Raw genomic sequence first — 16,120 nt, 5'->3', positions numbered from 1 at the left:
TGCAAAGAAGGTCAGACCGGTGACATATGCCCGTCACCGGCCTGATACGAACTTACCGCTGGTGGGTTGTCTTTTGCCTGGTCACCGTTTCGCTTTCGTTTATGTCGCTCGGAAAGCTCAAGGCGGGCGTCAGGCCGGTCATGCTCATGCCTTGGGCGAAGGCAGCTGTGCCCGAAAGCGACAGGGCCAGAAGGAAGGTAAACGTTTTCATTGTCTTGTCTCCTGAGAGTAGTTTTGTTGGTGACAAGTAACATGCGGCTTAGATGTTTCAGCTATACGTCGGCGCGGCAGGAAGATTGTTTCAATTCATTCAGCTATGTACGCAATCCGTTGCTCTACGGGCGAGTTCGGACAGCAGCGCCTGTTTGAGACAATCATATTCCCGTAGTGGAATGCCCCTCATTGCGTCCGATGTAGAAAAAAGCTCGTCCTCGTACGGAGTGAGCGCTTCGACGCGCGCGCCCGGCGCGGCAAACTGGCTATCGGTCAGGTCATAGCGAATGCCGTCCATCCTGTTGTAATAGTGCCAGACGCCACCGATGCGCGTGCGAAGAATATCTCCGTCAAACAGATCGTGGATAACCGCGGCTGTCACGTTGCACTGCCAAGAGGCCGGATTTCCAGAGGTCCATTGAACTGCTGTTTCCAGTGACCAAGCCTTACGGAGCGCCTTGCGAATTTTCAGCTCGTCAAAGGTCATAGCCTGTTTCTTTCGCTGTCGCGCACCTCCGGAGTGGTTGCTACCCTGCCAGCGCTATTTCTCGGCCTTCTTTTCCCAGCGGCCGCTTTCCTCTGACCAGTATTGCGCGGAGCTGCCCGCATCGGTCAGGGCCTTCCACTGGCCGCGTGCCACGTCAACGGCAGCAGGATCGTTACCGTCGAACAGCACGCAGACGCGATCGAGCGTTTCTACTTCTTCGGACGTGACATCAGCACCATCGACGCTCATCAGGCAGGTGGCATTATTGGGCAGGCCCCTGGTGGTGGTTAGCAACACCGGTTGATCAGCCTCATGTGGCTTGCCGCCCAATCCGTGGGGCAGGAACCCGTCATCGGGGCCAAGCCACAGTTTTTCGTCCAGCCATTCCATCCGGGCCGGATCGCATCCGCGCACCGCCACGCGCCAGCCAGCGCCCAACGCCTTGCCCAGCAGCATCGGCAGGGTCTGTTCGACCGGCGCGCGTGTCAGGTGATAGAAATAAGCCGCTCCCAATCAGTCGCCCTCGTAACAATCCGCGACCAGACGGTTAAGCGCCATGACACCCCAGCCGGTGGCACCCTTGGGCGAGTATTTCGTTTCCGATTTGACCGAGGCCACACCGGCGATGTCGAGATGAATCCAGGGGCAATCATCATTGACGAACCGCTTGAGGAACTGCGCCGCCGTGATCGACCCGGCCGCCCGGCCACCGACGTTTTTCATATCTGCGATCTGGCTTTTCAGCATGTCGTCATAGGCCTTGCCCATCGGCATGCGCCAGGCACCTTCTCCTTCGGCTTCAGCAGCCTTGAGAAAGTTCTTGCTGATCGTGTCATCATTGGAAAACACACCTGCGTTTTCATGTCCCAACCCAATGATGATCGCACCGGTCAGGGTGGCGAGATTGATCATGCCAGAAGGTTTGTACTTTTCCTGAGCGTACCAAAGCACGTCGGCCAGCACCAACCGGCCCTCCGCGTCGGTATTAATGATCTCCACCGTGTCGCCCTTCATTGAGGTCACAACATCACCGGGGCGCGTGGCGCGGTCCGAGGGCATGTTTTCAACCAGACCCACCAGACCCACGACATTGGCCCTGGCCTTGCGCAGCGCCAGGGCTCGCATTACGCCCGCAACCACGCCAGCACCGCCCATATCCATGGTCATGTCTTCCATGCCAGCCGCCGGTTTCAGACTGATGCCGCCGGTGTCGAACACCACGCCTTTGCCGATCAGTGCCAGCGGGGCGTCGCCTTTCTTGCCACCGTTCCATTCCATCACCGCGACTTTCGACGGGCTGGCGCTGCCCTGACCAACCGATAGCAGCAGGTGCAAGCCTTTCTTTTTCAGTTCATCCTCGTCAAGGATGGTGATCTTGAGGCCCAGATCCTTCATCGCGGCAATGCGATCGGCAAACTCGGTCGTGGTCAGATGATTTGCGGGTTCACTGACCAGATCGCGGGTAAAGAACACACCCTCGGCAACCGCCAGCGCCGGAACGGCATCGACCTTAACCTCATCGGGCCGGGCAACCATCAGGGTCACGCCAGCGCCCTCTTCCTTTTCCTTCGTCTTGTGAGTCGCGAACTCGTAGGCGCGTAGAATAATACCAAGGGTCAGTTCCACCGGGCGACGCACCTGACCGGCGAGCACCAGAAGAGCGGCATTGCCCTTGGCCTTACCCAGCGCGACGCCTGCTTTACGCACCTCTTCCGGTTTGGCAGCGCGCGGCAGGCAGATCACGTCAAGCGCATCCGCCGCCATACCAGTGGGCCAGGCAATGGTCACCAAATCACCGGGTTTCTTCTTTTCCCAAGCCTTGCTTTCCACCAGACGCGCCAGTGCACCTTTGGTCAGTTTATTGGCGCGGCGCGCGCCCGCGTCCAGCTTGCCATCCGGAGTTACGATAACCGCAACGCGCCCCTTGGCCCCGGTGATCTGATCAAGATCTGTCTCGCAAAAGTTAACGGCCACCGGGTCTGTCATGGGTCTGCTCCTGTTTTGGGGTGTCTCAGTCCTAGCGCGCGACTGCCGACTTGACCAGATAGCAGTTTTCCCGCCCGGTCAATTCCGTTAATCTGCCCGGAACGGGACTGATTTAATGGGGGTGAGTGTGACCAGATTCGACAGATACATGCTGTCGCAATTCATGGTGCTTTTTGGGTTCTTTGCGCTCGTGCTCGTATCGATCTTCTGGATCAACAAAGCCGTGCGCATGTTCGACCGCCTGATCGCCGATGGCCAGCCAGCCTGGGTTTTTCTTGAATTCACCGCGCTCACTCTGCCAGGTGTGATCGGCATCGTGCTGCCAATCGCGGCCTTTGCCGGTGCGGTCTACGTCACCAACCGGCTTAGCACCGAAAGTGAGTTGACGGTAATGCAGGCGACTGGCTATTCGCCCTATCGGCTGATCAGGCCCGTGGTTGTGTTCGGGATTATCGTGGCCGCGATGATGTCTATCCTTACGCATTTCCTCATTCCATCCAGCCTCTCGCAGCTGGAACGTCGTCAGGCCGAAATCAGTCAGAACATCACTGCCAAACTCTTGACCGCAGGGGAATTTCTGCACCCGGCACCCGGTATCACCTTCTACATTCGCAACATCACACCGGTCGGAGAGCTTCAGAATGTCTTTCTGTCGGACCGGCGCGACCGCGACAACCCGGTGACCTATACCTCGTCCACCGCCTATCTGGTCCAGCAGGACGGTGGAACCAAGCTGGTGATGGTCAAGGGCCTGGCACAAACCCACAACCGAGAGAATAATCGGCTTTTCACCACGCATTTCGACGATTTCTCTTACGATATCAGCACGCTTGTTGTCAGCGATTCGACAGGTACGACCGAGGTTGCCTTTGCAAAGACATCCGACTTGTTGCTCAAACCAGGGGAAATCGCCGAACAGAGCGGGGTAGGGTTGGGCGCGGTGGCCTATGAGGCACATAGCCGATTTGCCCAGGTACTGATGTGTATCGTGGCGGCGACGATTGGCTTTGCCACACTTCTTTTGGGAAATTACAGCCGTTTCGGCGTTTGGCGGCAGGTGATCGTCGCGTTCCTGTTGCTGGTATCGATCAAATTGGTGGAAGGGGCAGCTTCGGGGCCCGTGTTGAAAAATGCAAGCCTTTGGCCTCTGATGTATGTGCCTGCTGCCGTAGGCAGTATCCTGAGCCTGATACTGCTCTACATCTCGGCAAATCCCGGCTTCACAAGAATGTTCACGCGGCGCCAGTCGGCAGGAGACGCACCATGACCCTGCATTTCTACTTCGCGCGCAGGTTTCTGTTGACCTTTGTCAGCATTTTTATCGTTTTTGCCGTCCTACTGGGTTTGATCGATCTTGTGGACGAATTACAGGATTTCCCCGATCTGGCTTTCGGCGATGTTGTCGAGATCGTCCTGCTGAACCTGCCACATGCCACCTACGAGATTCTGCCCCTTATCATCATTCTGGCCTCGGTCGCGCTGTTTGTGCGGCTGGCGCGCAGTTCCGAACTGGTTGTCGTGCGCGCGGCGGGTCGTTCGGCATTGGGAACCCTGATGGCGCCGCTTACGGTGGCGGCGATGATCGGCATTCTGACGATAACGATGTTCAATCCGATCGTTGCAGCGTCGTCGAAACGATATCACGATCTGGTCAATACCTATTTCGGCTTCGGCTCGAACGTGCTGGCGATCACCTCCGAAGGGTTGTGGCTACGCCAGGGCAGCTCGGAGGGTCAGACCGTGATCCATGCAGCGCGGGCCAGTTCGGATGTGGGCGTTCTTTATGATGCGACCTTTGTTTCGTTTTCACCTGAAGGCACACCCCTGACCCGCATCGCCGCACGGGAAGCAAAACTGGGCGATGGGGAATGGCTCTTGAAACGGGCTAAAAAGTGGGACCTGAAACGTGGCGGAAATCCTGAATCCGAAGCCATCGTCATGAAGCAGATGTCCATCCCGTCCTCGCTGACGCAGGCAAGGATCATCGATAGTTTCGGCAAGCCCGAGTATATCCCGATCTGGGATTTGCCACGCTTCATCGCACAGCTGGAAAATGCGGGATTTTCGGCGCGGCGCTATTCGATGTGGTTCCAGATGGAGCTTGCGCGACCTCTGTTTCTGACGGCGCTAGTGCTGATCGCCGCCGGCTTCACCATGCGACATACAAGGCTGGGCAATACGGGCGTTGCCGTGTTGACCGCGGTACTGTTGGGGTTTGGGCTGCACTACATCCGGAACTTTGCCCAAATCCTGGGTGAAAACGGTCAGATTCCGATCCTTTTGGCAGCTTGGGCGCCGCCGGTGGCGTCGTTCCTCTTGGCACTTGGCATCGTGCTGCATATGGAGGACGGATGATCCGCCGTTTTCCACGCCTGGCCGCGATTCTGATTGCGCTGATAAGCCTGCCGACTTCTGGCATGGCACAGGATGCCTCGGCTTTGGGGGCGCTACTCGTCGCGGATGAGGTCTATATCACCGGCGACGACAAGCTCGTTGCCGAAGGCAATGTCGAGGCGGTCTATCAGGGGCAGCGCCTGAAAGCGAAATCCATCACCTATGACCGCAGCACCGAAATGCTGTCGATCGAAGGGCCAATGACGTTGAATGATGGCCAGTCGACCCTGGTACTTGCCGATTCCGGCGAGCTGGACCGGAACATGGCAAACGGCATCCTGCGCGGCGCGCGTGTCGTGTTTGACGACCAGTTGCAAATGGCGGCCCACAGGATGGACCGGGTGAACGGGCGCTACACGCAGCTCTACAAGGCTGCGGTAACCTCGTGCCGTATCTGCAACGATGACCATGCCCCGTTATGGCAGATCAGGGCGCGCCGGATCATCCATGACCAGCACGAACGTCAGATCTATTTCCACGATGCCCAGTTCCGGGTGCTGGATGTGCCGGTCTTCTACCTGCCCCGGCTGCGCTTGCCCGACCCGACACTGGAACGTGCGACCGGTTTTCTGATCCCTTCGCTGATAAATTCCAGCGATCTCGGCTTTGGCGTGCGGGTACCTTATTTCATCAAACTGGGCGATCACCGCGATCTGACGGTAACACCGCTGCTGGCCACCAAATCTACTACGCTGGCGCTTCGGTATCGCCAGGCTTTCGTTAATGGCGATATCGAGATCAACACGGCGATTTCCGATGACGAGGCGGGGGAACGTTCGACCCGGGGCTATTTGTTTGCCGAAGGCAAATTCAACCTGCCAAGGGATTTCAGACTGGCCTTCGATCTGGAAACCGTCAATGACGATGAATACCTCGACGATTACGGAATCACCGCCAAGAACCGGCTGGACAGCGAAATCTCAGTAACGCGGGCACGGCGGGACGAATTCATTCGCGGAGCCGTCACGCATTTCAAGACACTTCGCAGACGCGAAAGCAACGCGACCTTTCCCACCGTCGTTGGCAATATAGAATACGAAAAACGTTTCTTTCCAAAACGCCTGGGCGGCGAGTTGCGGTTGTTCGCCGAGGCGCATAGCCACTACCGAAGTTCTGATCTGCGGTTCGACGGGCCCGATTTCGACAGGTTTGCAGACGGGCGCGATGTGACCCGCTTCACAAGCAGCTTGGATTGGCATCGGTCCTGGATTCTGCCGCAGGGTATCCATACGCGGTTTCAGACCGGCGTCGCGTTTGACAAGTTTCTCATCAACCAGGCAGGCGGTACGTCACGTTCTCAAGCAAGCGAGATCACCCCATCAGCCTCGGTCGTCTTTCGGATGCCTCTGATAAAAAAGACTTCAAATAACGCCACGCATATCATCGAACCGATGCTGCAACTTGCATGGGCGGGCGGCAGCAACCCTGACGTGCCCAACGACGAGAGCACCCGGGTCGATTTTGACGAAGGCAATCTGCTGTCACTTTCACGTTTTACAGCCCCCGACAGGCGCGAACGCGGCGCCAGTCTTGCTTACGGTATCAACTGGACCCGCATAGCCCCGAAAGGCTGGACGTCGACACTGACGTTCGGGCAGGTGATCCGAAACGAGAGACAGCTAGAAATAGATGGCACAACCAGCTTTACCGATGCCTCCGGGCTTCAGGGAAAAGCATCGGATTTCCTGCTCGCGGGTCAGATCAAACTGAAAAATGGTGTTTCTTTTACCGCGCGCAGCATTTTCGAGGACTTTTCGAATGTAACCAAAACCGAGGCTCGCGCCGGGTGGATAAATGGCAAGGCCAATATCGGCGCAAGTTATATATGGCTACAGGCTGATCCGGCAGAAGAACGTAACAGCGATGTTTCCGAATGGGAGTTTGACGGCAGTTACCGAATCTCGCGGCACTGGACCGGCAGTGCCGAATGGCGTTATGACGTGGTTGCCGATCGCAATGTACGAGCGGGTGTTGGCGTGACCTATACGAATGAATGCGTGGAGATCGAACTTGCAGCCTTGCGGCGCTTTCGCACCTCTACGAACCGCGAAGCAACAACCGATATCAGCCTGACGGTTGGTCTCAGAGGGTTTAGTTTCAAAACCGAGGACAAATCCTATGTCCGGAAATGCAGGAAGTAAGCAGTATGAGAGTTAGGATGCGCAATATCTTCGCCGCGTTTGCCCGGATCGCCATGATTGTGGGGTTGGCTGGCGCCACTGGCATGCCAGCAGGGGCCCAGAACCTCTTCGACACGGTGATAACCGTCAATGACCAGTCGATCACCCGATACGAGATCGAACAGCGCGCCCGCATGCTATCGCTTTTCCGGGCACCGGGAGATCCGGCCAAACTTGCGCGTGAACAGTTGATCGAAGACCGGCTGAAACTGGATGCCGCCAAGGCCGATGGCATCGTTGTGGAAGACACCGATCTGCAAGCCGGTATCGAAGAATTTGCGGGCCGTGCCAACCTGGAAGCCGAACAGATGATCCGCCAGTTAGAGGGCGCTGGTGTTGCCAGATCGACCTTTCGCGAATTTGTACGTGCCGGGATTAGCTGGCGCGAGGTAACGCAATCCCGTTTCGCCCGGCGTGTATCGGTTAGCGAATCGGATCTGGAGCGCGCCCGCTCGGCGGTATCAGGGCAAGCAGGCGTACGCGTATTGCTTTCAGAGATCATCATGCCCACGGACGGTGTGGATCCTCAGGTCATGCAGGAACGCGCCACCCGGATCTCGGAAATAACATCAGAGGCCGAATTTTCCTCGGCGGCCCGAAACTATTCGGCCACTGCGAGCAGGGATCGCGGCGGACGTCTAAACTGGCAGGCAATCACCGACCTGCCACCTGGGCTACGGCAGATCGTATTGGGCCTTGGTCCGGGCGAAGTGTCAGATCCGCTGCCGATCCAGGGTGCCATCGCTTTGTTCCAGCTACGCGACATCGAAGAGCTTGAAGCACCGGTCCAGGAGTATTCCGCCATCGAATTCGCCGCCTATTATATCGATGGCGGACGTAGTGAAAAAGCACTCGCGCGCGCCGCCCGGATCGACGCCGATACCGACACCTGCGACGATCTTTACGGGATCGCCCACGGCCAACCCGAAACTGTGCTGGAGCGTGGAACCAAAGCACCGGCCGAACTGCCAACCGACATCGCCTTCGAACTGTCCAAGCTTGATCCGGGCGAGGTATCGACAACGCTTACGCGCGCCAACGGGCAAACCCTTGTCCTGCTCATGCTCTGCGGGCGAACGCCGAAACTGGAAGATGACGGACCCACCGACGAGGCACTGAGCGGCTTTATCCGCAACCAGCGGCTTCAAGCCTTTTCCGAAGGCTATCTGGAGCAGTTGCTGGCTGAGGCGCGGATAATCGAAAAATGATACTGCCCGTTGCGCTCAGCTGCGGCGAACCGGCGGGGGTCGGTCCTGAACTCGCGGCCCGCGCGTGGGGTGTTCTGGGGACGGAGTTGCCGTTCTTTTTCATCGGCGATCCCCGGCACCTGCCAGCGGGTACCCCGACGACCGAGATCAGCGCAGCATCCGAGGCCGTTACCGCCTGCGCCACCGGGCTGCCCGTGCTGCGGCATGATTTCGACGGCACACTAACCCCCGGTATGCCCAACGCTGACCATGCCCAAGGCGTGATCGACGTGATCGCCCGGGGTGTTGATCTGGTTCGGGACAGTGCGGCATCGGCGCTCTGCACCGCACCGATCCACAAACAGGCCCTTCAGGATGGCGCGGGGTTCGCTTATCCGGGCCATACGGAATACCTGGCGGCACTCGCCGGGGTGGATCGCGTGGTGATGATGCTGGCAAGCGATCAGTTACGGGTTGTGCCAACCACGATCCACATCCCGCTGCACGAAGTGCCACGCCACCTGAACGCCGATCTGTTAGAGGCGACACTGCACATCACACATACCGCGCTGATCCGCGATTTCGGCATCCCCGCGCCCAGACTGGCCGTTGCCGGCCTTAATCCTCACGCAGGTGAAGGCGGAAAGATGGGCCGGGAAGAAATCGAGTTGATTGCGCCGTTGATCGAGCGGCTGCGTCGGGAAGGGTTCGATCTGGCGGGCCCAATGTCGGCGGACACGATGTTTCATGCCAAGGCACGGGCGGGTTATGACGCCGCAATCGCGATGTATCACGATCAGGCGCTTATTCCGATCAAGACGCTGGATTTCGATCGCGGCGTGAACGTCACCCTTGGCCTGCCCTTTATCCGCACCTCACCAGATCATGGCACCGCACTGGATATCGCCGGGAAGGGCGTCGCCAACCCAACCTCGCTGATCGAAGCGCTGAAAATGGCCGCTCGAATGGGCGAGGCGCGGCGCAGATGAACCTTAATGCCCTACCCCCGCTGCGTCAGGTCATTGCCGAACATGATCTGGCGGCGCGCAAATCACTAGGGCAGAATTTCCTGCTGGATCTGAACCTGACCGCCAAGATCGCCCGTCAGGCCGGTGATCTGAGCCAGTGCGACGTGCTTGAAATCGGCCCTGGCCCGGGGGGCCTGACCCGTGGACTGCTGGCGGAAGGCGCGCGCCGGGTGCTGGCGGTGGAAAAGGATACTCGCTGCCTGCCGGCACTGGAACAGATTGCCGAGGCAGCACCAGGACGGTTGCAGGTGATCAACGCCGACGCGCTGGAGCTTGACCCACTCACATATCTCACGCCGCCGATCCGCGTTGCAGCCAACCTGCCCTACAATATCGGGACCGAGCTTCTGGTGCGCTGGCTGACCCCGCCGCAATGGCCGCCTTTCTGGCAAAGCCTGACGCTGATGTTCCAGCGCGAGGTGGCAGAACGGATCATCGCCCGGCCCGGCTCCAAGGCCTATGGACGGTTGGCATTATTGGCGGGCTGGCGTTGCGAGGCGCGGATCGTGATGAACCTGCCACCCGAGGCGTTCACACCTCCGCCAAAGGTTTCAAGCGCCGTCGTGCATCTGACCGCTCTGCAGGGGCCGCGTTACCCTGCCGATGCCAAGACCCTGGAAATGGTCGTCGCCCGGGCCTTCAACCAACGCCGCAAAATGTTGCGCGCCGCGCTAAAAGGACTTGCACCGGATATCGAAGATCGTTTGATCGCAGCAGGGATCAAACCCACTGACCGCGCCGAAACCGTCGAGCTTGAGCAATTCTGCGCCCTCGCCCGACAGATGCAGAATTAACAAAGCGCCACCCGAAACGAGCAGCGCCTCGATGATTACACACCATATTTGAGCTTACTCAGCGGCCTCAGGTGCATCTGGAGCGCCGTCTTTGGGCTGCGCTTCAGCCGTTTCCGCCGGCGCATCCTCAACCGGCTTTGGTGCCTTGGGTTTACGCGTACGCTTGGGCTTTGGTGGCTGTTGGCTTTCGGGGGTCTCGACCAGACCGCTATCCCCTGCCTCGGGCTGTCCCATGACATCGGGCTGGGGTGCCTCGGAGGGATCATCGCTCAGGGGGGCGTTTGATTCGCGTTCCTGACGTTTGGCGCGCTCACGGTCGCGTTCTTGCTGGCGTTCGCGGTTCTCGCGTTCCTGCTGCTCGCGGCGGGCGTCCTGTTCTTTCTGGGCAGCCCCCAGAAGGCGCAGGTAATGCTCGGCATGCTGCTGGAAGTTCTCGGTAGCGACCCGGTCACCAGATAGCTGCGAATCGCGCGCTAACTGGTTGTATTTCTCAATGATTTGCTGAGGTGTGCCACGCACTTTGCCCTCAGGCCCCGAGCTGTCAAAAACCCGGTTTACAACATTTCCAACCGATCGGTTGTTGCGGTTGGATTTATTCCGCGAACGTGACTTCTGTGATCTCATGATACTTGCTGTGCAGCCCTATGCTCAAATTGTCCGCTGATCCGACTGGCGCCCCTTGCGCCGATAAAAATGAAACCGAATCCGACATGTCTTGGCTTGAAATCAAGCGGGACCGCCCAAGGGCATCCTCCGTCTTGATCTGCATACCAATAAGCACGACAGTGACGATGGCACAAGTCTAAAGCGCGGAATTTAATCGTTTTATGCGGTTTTGAGCCTGATAACAGCAGGATTCCGCGGAACTAATGGCGCCAAATCCCCTGCACAACACGGTCCCGCCCGTCCAGATCGGGCAATATTTCAACCCCGTCGAATCCGTTTGCGCGGAACATTCCGGCCACGGCTTTGCCCTGCGTCCAGCCGATTTCCACCATCAGATGACCACCCGCGCGCAGATGTTCCGGCGCGCCCGCGGTGATTGCGCGGTAAGCGCTGAGGCCATCGCCCTCATCGGTCAGCGCCATGCGAGGCTCAAAGGACAGCTCCGGTCCCAGCCCGGCCATTTCCTCTGCCGCGATATAAGGCGGATTCGACACGATCAGATCGAACTGCCCGGATACGGCTCTGAACCAATCCGACAGGATCAACTCTGCCCTGGTTTCAAGTTCCAGCCTCGCTCGGTTGCGACGCGCGACGTTCAGGGCCGCTTCTGAAATGTCGGTGCCAACTCCTGTCGCTATTGAGCGCGCGGCCAGCATGCTCAACAATATACAGCCGGACCCCGTACCCAGATCGAGCACCCGGTCAAACGCCCTGTCGAGGGCCAACGCAACCAACGTTTCCGTCTCGGGCCGTGGGTCAAGCGCATCGCCGCTCACCTCGAAACGGTGCTCATAGAAATCCCGATATCCCAGCAGATGCGACATAGGTTCACGGGCACAACGCCGTTCGATCAGGCGAAAGAATTTCTCTTCCATGCCACCTGCCATCGCAGCCTCATACTCCGCGTAGCGGCGCCGAAAAGCGGCCCGCCAGAGAATTCTTGCTTCGCGCTGCGGGTCCGGAATGCCACTTTTTTGCAGTAAAGCCGCCGCGCGAGAAGTCGCCTCGGCTTCGTTCACCCGTTCATCTCCGCCAACATCGTCGCCTGAGCGTCCGCCGTCAGCGCATCGATTACCTCGTCCAGATCGCCCGCCATCACCTGATCGAGCTTGTAGAGCGTCAGGTTGATGCGGTGATCGGTCATCCGGCCTTGCGGAAAGTTATAGGTACGAATGCGCTCGGAGCGATCACCCGAGCCGACCTGCGCCGCCCGGTTCGCGCTGCGTTCGCTATCGACGCGCTGCCGCTCCAGATCATAGAGCCGGGTTTTCAGCACCTGCATGGCGATCTCGCGGTTGCGGTGCTGGGATTTCTCGGAACTCGTCACCACGATCCCTGACGGAATATGCGTGATGCGCACCGCTGAATCTGTGGTGTTCACATGCTGCCCGCCCGCACCCGAACTACGCATCGTGTCGATCCGAATGTCATTCGCATCAACCTGAATATCTACATCCTCAGCCTCGGGCAGCACCGCAACCGTCGCGGCGCTGGTATGTATTCGCCCACCGGACTCGGTTTCCGGCACCCGCTGCACCCGGTGCACGCCGCTTTCGAACTTCAGCCGGGCAAAGACGTTTTCGCCCTTCACATGCGCCACCGCTTCCTTGATGCCGCCCAACTCGCTCTGCTGTTCTTCGATCAGCTCGAATTTCCAGCCATGCGCCTCGGCATAGCGCTGGTACATGCGCAACAGATCCCCGGCGAAAAGGGCTGCTTCATCGCCGCCGGTGCCGGGGCGGATCTCCACGATTGCGGGCCGCTTGTCGGCCTCGTCCCGGGGCAGAAGCGCCAGTTGCAGCGCCTGTTCCATCCCCGGCTGGCGGGCTTCCAGCTCAGCCAGTTCATCGGCCGCCAGTTCGCGCATTTCGGGGTCGTCCAGCATGGATTTCGCGGTCTCGACATCATCCAGAAGCTGGCGATAGGCGCGGATTTCCTCGACCACCGGCCGCAGATCGGAATATTCCTTGCCCAGCTTGGCGATATCCCCCGCACCCTCGGCCATCTGCGCCTCGATAAACTCGAAACGCTGGGTGATCTGCTGAAGGCGGTCCAAAGGTATCATGGCGACCATGTCCCCCATCCTTGGGGTTTGGTCAAGGGCACAGAACGTGATATAATCGCGATATGAGATGGTTATGCGTATTCCTGATCGCCGCCGGCCCGGCGCTGGCCGATGTGAAAAACAAGGGCAAAACGATTGATTGCTATTGCACTGATCGTCAGGGCGAACGTGTCGAACTTGGTGATATGACCTGCCTTCAGGTCGATGGCCGCATGTTCATGGCGCAATGCCAGATGTCGCTGAATGTCCCGATGTGGCGCGAGATTTCCGAGGGCTGCCTGTCATCCTCGCTGCGCCAAAGCATCAAGCCACCCGTCGATGCGGGCAGCGTTGACCCCCAAATCTGACGCCCCGTACCGCGCCCGGCCAAAGATTTCGATCTGCCCGTCGCGCAGGCGGATAGTGGTGTAATCGGGAAAACCGATGGCCGCAGACCGGGTGACATAGGTGATCATCCCCGCCTCCACCGATCCCGCCAGAACCTGCGTCCGGGCCGTGCCGCGGATGATGGTATCCAGCCGCACCAGATCGTCTGTCCCCGCCTCGATGATCCGCACAGCGCCGTTATCAAGGTCCGCGACCTGCAGATCGGCTGGCATCCGGTGCCAACGCTCAACATTAGTTGGGGCAATGCGGACATAGGTTGCTAAAGCCAGTACGAGGAGTGGTAGAACAGCAGCAGAAACGCCAATCCATTTCACGTGCCAAAAACCTCTATCTGATTGAAGCGGACGATGTCAGCCTTGGCGTTCATATGTCCCCTCTTTCAATCGCGGCCAAGCCTCTTCATACGGCATAATGTCGTCGTGATTGGCGCGCCAGTGTGCATCGATTCCGTCCCAACCATTGCCCTGAAACACGTGCCCGCATTCTGGACAGTTTTTCTTGGCCTTGCGCCGGGTCCAACCCCAGAGGCAGATCAGCTCCGTCGCCACATGCGCACCGGCAATGGCCGTGGCCCCGGTGGTGTCAAAGGGCGGCGACACCTCGACCACGTCCCCGCCGACCATGTTGATACCGGCGATATCGCGCAGCATGATCGACGCCTGTGCGCTGGTCAGCCCACCCCAGACCGGCGTGCCGGTGCCGGGCGCATAGGCCGGGTCCAGCCCGTCGATGTCGAAGGTCACATAGGTCGGGTGATCGCCCAGAATGGATTTGATCTTCTGCGCCACCGCCACCGGCCCGGTTTCATGCACTTCGCGCGCGTCGATGATGTTGAATCCCATCGTGTCGGGGTTATTGGTCCTGATGCCCACCTGGACCGACCGCGCCGGGTCGATCAACCCCAGTTTCACCGCCTTGTAGAACATCGTGCCATGGTCGATGCGGTCCATGTTGTCATCCGCCCAGGTGTCGGAATGGGCATCGAATTGCAGCAGCGACAGCGGCCCGAACTTTTCGGTATAAGCCTTGAGGATCGGGAACGAGATGTAATGATCCCCGCCAAGGCAAATGCTGGCCGCCCCCGCCGCCAGAATGCCCCTGATATGCGCCGTCAGCGTATCCGGAAAATCCGGCACCATCGCATAGTCAAACGCCAAGTCGCCGTAATCGACGATGCTCAGCTCGCTCAGCGGATCATAGCCCCAGCCATAGGGCGCGTCCGGGCTTTGCAGGCTGCTGGCCTCGCGAATGGCGCGCGGTCCCAGCCGGGTTCCGGTACGGTTGGTCACCGCCTGATCGAATGGGATGCCCGTCACGGCGATATCCACACCCGACAAATCCTTGGTATAGCGCCGCCGCAGGAACGAGGTCGCGCCCCCAAACGTGTTCTCATTGCTCAGACCACGGGTGTCTTCGCGGGTGAACGCATGATCAACTTGGTTTTTCGCGTCTTCAAGTGCCATTTTGATGCCTTTCAGAGTGGCGGGGAGGGTGGGTGGGCGACGCTCTGAAAGGCATCAAGCCACCGGTTGCGCCCGCTCTACCAGCCGGGCAAAGAACGAGGCGCCAACCGGTGCCACCGCATCGTTAAAATCAAAACCTGGATGATGCAGCCCAGCTGCGTCCCCCTGGCCCAGAAACAGATAGGCGCCGGGGCGCTCATTCAGCATGTAGGAAAAATCCTCGGCCCCCATCTCGCGACTGCGGTCTGTCACCACTGGTGCCTCGCCCGCCACATCGCGCGCCACTTCGGCGGCAAACGTCACGCGCCCCGGGTCATTCACCGTGGCCGGATAGCCCTGGTCAATCCGCAACTCGGCGCTGACACCATAGGATGTCGCCTGCCCCTCGACGATCTCGCGCAGCCGCGCCCAGACCATCTGCTGCACATCCTTGTCGAAACTGCGGATCGTGCCGTTGATATATGCCGTATCGGGGACGATATTTTCCGCACTGCCGGTATGGATCTGCGTCACCGACACCACGAGTTCATCCAGCGTATAATGGTTCCGGCTGACGATTGTCTGGATCGCCTGCACCATGCCCACAGCCGCCACCACCGGATCGCGGGTATCCTGCGGATAGGCGCCGTGCCCACCACAGCCCTGAATGTCGATGTGAAACGTGTCCACCGCCGCCATGATCGGCCCCGGACAGGTGAAAAACCCGCCCGCCTCGACCCCCGGCAGGGTGTGCAGCGCATAGACTTCGGAAATATCATAACGGTCCAGAATGCCCTCTTCGACCATCACACGCCCGCCGCCCGGCCCCTCTTCGGCGGGCTGAAAGATCAGCGCGACACGGCCCTTGAAATTGCGCGTCTCGGCCAGGTATTTCGCCGCCCCCAGCAGCATGGTGGTATGCCCGTCATGGCCGCAGGCATGCATCACCCCGGGGGTTTCCGACGCCCAGATCGCGCCGGTCGTCTCATCAATCGGCAGCGCATCCATATCGGCCCGCAACCCGATCGTCGGCCCCTCGCCCTGCCCCTCGATCACCGCCACCACGCCCGAGGTGGCAATCCCGGTCTCAATCCCGTTGATCCCGAATTCGCGCAGCCGTTCGACCACATAGGCCGCCGTTTCATGGCACTCGAAGCCCAGTTCGGGATGCGCATGCAGATGCCGCCGCCACGCGGCCATTTCCTCGGCAAATCCGGCAATACGATTGATTACCGCCATGGTCTGGACTCCGCCCCAATTGCTTGTCACGGTCCACTCAATCCGAAAGAGG

At 59.3% G+C, this 16,120-nt stretch carries 17 protein-coding genes; 7 read left to right on the top strand and 10 right to left on the bottom strand.

Annotated features, from left to right (window positions below):
• Positions 1–52 precede the first annotated feature (52 nt).
• The 4 genes from LC334_RS09645 to LC334_RS09630 all read right to left on the bottom strand — a co-directional run bounded on the left by LC334_RS09645 (position 53) and on the right by LC334_RS09630 (position 2,686).
• Positions 53–211: a hypothetical protein gene (locus LC334_RS09645; RefSeq protein WP_176237684.1), complete on the bottom strand. Its 159-nt coding sequence runs from the start codon at positions 209–211 to the stop codon at positions 53–55.
• A 99-nt stretch (positions 212–310) separates the two neighbouring features.
• Positions 311–700: a YunG family protein gene (locus LC334_RS09640; RefSeq protein WP_176237685.1), complete on the bottom strand. Its 390-nt coding sequence runs from the start codon at positions 698–700 to the stop codon at positions 311–313.
• A 54-nt stretch (positions 701–754) separates the two neighbouring features.
• Entirely contained in the window at positions 755–1,213 is a 459-nt protein-coding gene (locus LC334_RS09635) for a DNA polymerase III subunit chi (protein ID WP_085800336.1), read from the bottom strand.
• Positions 1,214–2,686, bottom strand: a complete 1,473-nt coding sequence (locus LC334_RS09630) for a leucyl aminopeptidase (RefSeq protein ID WP_085800337.1) — start codon at positions 2,684–2,686, stop codon at positions 1,214–1,216. It abuts the gene before it with no gap.
• 148 nt (positions 2,687–2,834) lie between these two features.
• Between LC334_RS09630 and lptF the strand changes: the two genes are divergently transcribed.
• Genes lptF through rsmA form a run of 6 tightly spaced genes read left to right on the top strand, consistent with a single transcriptional unit; the run spans position 2,835 to position 10,269 of the window.
• Complete coding sequence (gene lptF / locus LC334_RS09625) at positions 2,835–3,953, top strand: LPS export ABC transporter permease LptF (protein ID WP_085800338.1); 1,119 nt, start codon at positions 2,835–2,837, stop codon at positions 3,951–3,953.
• Positions 3,950–5,041, top strand: a complete 1,092-nt coding sequence (gene lptG / locus LC334_RS09620) for an LPS export ABC transporter permease LptG (RefSeq protein WP_085800339.1) — start codon at positions 3,950–3,952, stop codon at positions 5,039–5,041. The genes lptF and lptG overlap by 4 nt, the downstream gene beginning before the upstream one ends.
• Positions 5,038–7,221: an LPS-assembly protein LptD gene (locus LC334_RS09615; RefSeq protein ID WP_085800340.1), complete on the top strand. Its 2,184-nt coding sequence runs from the start codon at positions 5,038–5,040 to the stop codon at positions 7,219–7,221. The genes lptG and LC334_RS09615 overlap by 4 nt, the downstream gene beginning before the upstream one ends.
• Positions 7,222–7,226: 5 nt before the next feature.
• Positions 7,227–8,468 (top strand): peptidylprolyl isomerase, encoded by a 1,242-nt coding sequence (locus tag LC334_RS09610; protein WP_263286410.1) that lies wholly within the window; start codon positions 7,227–7,229, stop codon positions 8,466–8,468.
• The gene (gene pdxA / locus LC334_RS09605; protein WP_085800342.1) at positions 8,465–9,436 is read left to right on the top strand and encodes a 4-hydroxythreonine-4-phosphate dehydrogenase PdxA; all 972 of its coding nucleotides are present in this window, start codon (positions 8,465–8,467) and stop codon (positions 9,434–9,436) included. The genes LC334_RS09610 and pdxA overlap by 4 nt, the downstream gene beginning before the upstream one ends.
• The gene (rsmA, locus tag LC334_RS09600) at positions 9,433–10,269 is read left to right on the top strand and encodes a 16S rRNA (adenine(1518)-N(6)/adenine(1519)-N(6))-dimethyltransferase RsmA (RefSeq protein ID WP_085800343.1); all 837 of its coding nucleotides are present in this window, start codon (positions 9,433–9,435) and stop codon (positions 10,267–10,269) included. Before pdxA ends, rsmA begins: the two co-directional genes overlap by 4 nt.
• Positions 10,270–10,323: 54 nt before the next feature.
• Here the strand turns inward: rsmA and LC334_RS09595 are convergent, their stop codons facing one another.
• From LC334_RS09595 to prfA, 3 genes are all read right to left on the bottom strand, one after another.
• Positions 10,324–10,893, bottom strand: a complete 570-nt coding sequence (locus tag LC334_RS09595) for a DUF4167 domain-containing protein (protein WP_085800344.1) — start codon at positions 10,891–10,893, stop codon at positions 10,324–10,326.
• A gap of 242 nt (positions 10,894–11,135) precedes the next feature.
• Positions 11,136–11,954, bottom strand: coding sequence for a peptide chain release factor N(5)-glutamine methyltransferase (gene prmC / locus LC334_RS09590; protein ID WP_085800345.1), 819 nt, complete (start codon positions 11,952–11,954; stop codon positions 11,136–11,138).
• Positions 11,951–13,000, bottom strand: a complete 1,050-nt coding sequence (prfA, locus tag LC334_RS09585) for a peptide chain release factor 1 (protein ID WP_085800424.1) — start codon at positions 12,998–13,000, stop codon at positions 11,951–11,953. Before prfA ends, prmC begins: the two co-directional genes overlap by 4 nt.
• 62 nt (positions 13,001–13,062) lie before the next feature.
• Between prfA and LC334_RS09580 the strand changes: the two genes are divergently transcribed.
• Complete coding sequence (locus LC334_RS09580; protein ID WP_085800346.1) at positions 13,063–13,347, top strand: hypothetical protein; 285 nt, start codon at positions 13,063–13,065, stop codon at positions 13,345–13,347.
• Here LC334_RS09580 and LC334_RS09575 read toward each other — a convergent pair.
• The 3 genes from LC334_RS09575 to LC334_RS09565 all read right to left on the bottom strand — a co-directional run bounded on the left by LC334_RS09575 (position 13,282) and on the right by LC334_RS09565 (position 16,068).
• Complete coding sequence (locus LC334_RS09575) at positions 13,282–13,599, bottom strand: DUF1499 domain-containing protein (protein WP_085800347.1); 318 nt, start codon at positions 13,597–13,599, stop codon at positions 13,282–13,284. The two genes, LC334_RS09580 and LC334_RS09575, sit on opposite strands and share 66 nt — an antisense overlap.
• Before the next feature lie 138 nt (positions 13,600–13,737).
• On the bottom strand, positions 13,738–14,850 hold the full coding sequence (speB, locus tag LC334_RS09570) for an agmatinase (protein ID WP_085800348.1): 1,113 nt from the start codon (positions 14,848–14,850) through the stop codon (positions 13,738–13,740).
• A gap of 54 nt (positions 14,851–14,904) precedes the next feature.
• On the bottom strand, positions 14,905–16,068 hold the full coding sequence (locus LC334_RS09565) for a M20 aminoacylase family protein (RefSeq protein WP_085800349.1): 1,164 nt from the start codon (positions 16,066–16,068) through the stop codon (positions 14,905–14,907).
• Positions 16,069–16,120: the final 52 nt, after the last annotated feature.

The sequence above is a fragment of the Roseovarius aestuarii genome, assembly GCF_019966515.1.
In the GTDB taxonomy this organism is placed as follows: domain Bacteria; phylum Pseudomonadota; class Alphaproteobacteria; order Rhodobacterales; family Rhodobacteraceae; genus Roseovarius; species Roseovarius aestuarii.
Note: the sequence above shows the minus strand (reverse complement) of the source record. Positions and strands in the feature narration are given on the sequence as shown.

Coding starts and splice junctions, on each gene's coding strand:
- LC334_RS09645 (WP_176237684.1), bottom strand. CDS start 211: ATGAAAACGTTTACCTTCCTTCTGGCCCTGTCGCTTTCGGGCACAGCT.
- LC334_RS09640 (WP_176237685.1), bottom strand. CDS start 700: ATGACCTTTGACGAGCTGAAAATTCGCAAGGCGCTCCGTAAGGCTTGG.
- LC334_RS09630 (WP_085800337.1), bottom strand. CDS start 2,686: ATGACAGACCCGGTGGCCGTTAACTTTTGCGAGACAGATCTTGATCAG.
- lptF (WP_085800338.1), top strand. CDS start 2,835: ATGCTGTCGCAATTCATGGTGCTTTTTGGGTTCTTTGCGCTCGTGCTC.
- lptG (WP_085800339.1), top strand. CDS start 3,950: ATGACCCTGCATTTCTACTTCGCGCGCAGGTTTCTGTTGACCTTTGTC.
- LC334_RS09615 (WP_085800340.1), top strand. CDS start 5,038: ATGATCCGCCGTTTTCCACGCCTGGCCGCGATTCTGATTGCGCTGATA.
- LC334_RS09610 (WP_263286410.1), top strand. CDS start 7,227: ATGAGAGTTAGGATGCGCAATATCTTCGCCGCGTTTGCCCGGATCGCC.
- pdxA (WP_085800342.1), top strand. CDS start 8,465: ATGATACTGCCCGTTGCGCTCAGCTGCGGCGAACCGGCGGGGGTCGGT.
- rsmA (WP_085800343.1), top strand. CDS start 9,433: ATGAACCTTAATGCCCTACCCCCGCTGCGTCAGGTCATTGCCGAACAT.
- LC334_RS09595 (WP_085800344.1), bottom strand. CDS start 10,893: ATGAGATCACAGAAGTCACGTTCGCGGAATAAATCCAACCGCAACAAC.
- prfA (WP_085800424.1), bottom strand. CDS start 13,000: ATGATACCTTTGGACCGCCTTCAGCAGATCACCCAGCGTTTCGAGTTT.
- LC334_RS09580 (WP_085800346.1), top strand. CDS start 13,063: ATGAGATGGTTATGCGTATTCCTGATCGCCGCCGGCCCGGCGCTGGCC.
- LC334_RS09575 (WP_085800347.1), bottom strand. CDS start 13,599: ATGCCAGCCGATCTGCAGGTCGCGGACCTTGATAACGGCGCTGTGCGG.
- speB (WP_085800348.1), bottom strand. CDS start 14,850: ATGGCACTTGAAGACGCGAAAAACCAAGTTGATCATGCGTTCACCCGC.
- LC334_RS09565 (WP_085800349.1), bottom strand. CDS start 16,068: ATGGCGGTAATCAATCGTATTGCCGGATTTGCCGAGGAAATGGCCGCG.